General features: G+C 68.0%; 2 protein-coding genes. One reads left to right on the plus strand and one right to left on the minus strand.

Translation table 11 applies throughout. The annotated features are described in order from the left end of the window. On the minus strand, nt 1-566 hold a 566-nt coding region (locus tag PLL68_RS10760; protein ID WP_324533945.1), incomplete at its 3' end, for a phosphoenolpyruvate carboxylase. A 67-nt stretch (nt 567-633) separates the two neighbouring features. Here PLL68_RS10760 and PLL68_RS10765 point away from each other — a divergent pair. Then, nucleotides 634-1257 (plus strand): TerC family protein (locus PLL68_RS10765; protein ID WP_502910697.1); only part of this gene is annotated, 624 nt, incomplete at its 3' end.

The following is a 1257-nucleotide window of genomic DNA, read 5'->3' on the forward strand; positions in this document are numbered from 1 at the left end:
GTGGGGCGGGTGATGCGCAGGGTGGAGGTGCGCTGGAGGATGTCGATGTCGTCGAGCATGCGGCGGCGGGAGTCCGCACGCTCCGACGGGCCCGACTCGGGGTCGTCGTGGACGTCGAGGTGGGCCGCGATGCGCCGCAGGGCGGACGCCACCGCACGGCGCCGGGCCTCGGTCGGGTGGGCCGTGAGCACCGGGTGGATCCGCATGGCCGCGATCCGTGCCCGGGCGTCCGACCCGGATGCCGCGACGTCCGCGATCGCGGGGCCGATGTCGCCGGTCTCGGCGCTCCCACCGAACTCGCCGTCCTCGCGACGCACCGACCGGGCGCGGTGCCGTTCCTCCGCGAGGTTCGTCAGGTGCAGGTGCACGGTGAGCAGCCGCGCGATGAGCTCGGCGGTCTGCGGGTCGAGGCTGTTGACGAGCTCGCCCGGGGCGTCGGGGTCCTCGGAGCGGCAGCGCGCCTCGAGGGCGTCGGTGATCTCCAGCAGGTCACCGCGGCCGGACTCCAGGATGACCTGCCGGTGCAGGCTGGTGAGCAGGGACAGGTCGTCGAGCATGCTGGCCATGGGTGCAGCCTAGGGTCGAGCGGACACAGCAGGCCGAGGGCGTTCGCTCCTCGGTAGACTCCCGCAAGTGATCCCAGCGATGCTTCCGGCTGCCACCCCGTCCCTCGACCTCGACCCGTGGGTGTGGCTGGTGACGATCGGGATCGCCGTTGCGGTTCTCGTCTTCGACGTCATCTGGATCGCCCGAAACCCGCACCGGCCCTCCAACAAGGAGACGGGTATCGCGCTCGGCATCTACATCGGTGCTGCCATCCTGTTCGGGCTGGGGATGTGGTTCTTCGCCGGTGGTCAGCTGGCGGGCGAGTTCTTCGCGGGCTGGCTGACGGAGTACTCGCTCTCGGTCGACAACCTGTTCATCTTCCTGCTGATCATGGCGAAGTTCGCCGTCCCGGAGAAGCTGCAGCAGTTCGCCCTGATGATCGGCATCATCATCGCGATCGTCCTGCGAGGGCTGTTCATCTGGCTCGGTGCCGCCGCGATCAACAACTTCAGCTGGGTCTTCTACATCTTCGGCGCCTTCCTCATCTACACCGCCGTCAAGCTCGCCCGGGAAGGCGAGAGTGACGATGAGGAGTACGAGGAGAACCGCTTCATGAAGGCGGTCGAGCGCTTCTTCCCGTCGACCCAGAGCTATCGCGGCACGAAGATGTTCATCATCGAGAACGGCAAGCGCCTCGCGACCCCGCTCTTC

The organism is Ornithinibacter sp. (genome assembly GCF_035443565.1).
Taxonomy (GTDB): domain Bacteria; phylum Actinomycetota; class Actinomycetes; order Actinomycetales; family Dermatophilaceae; genus Fodinibacter.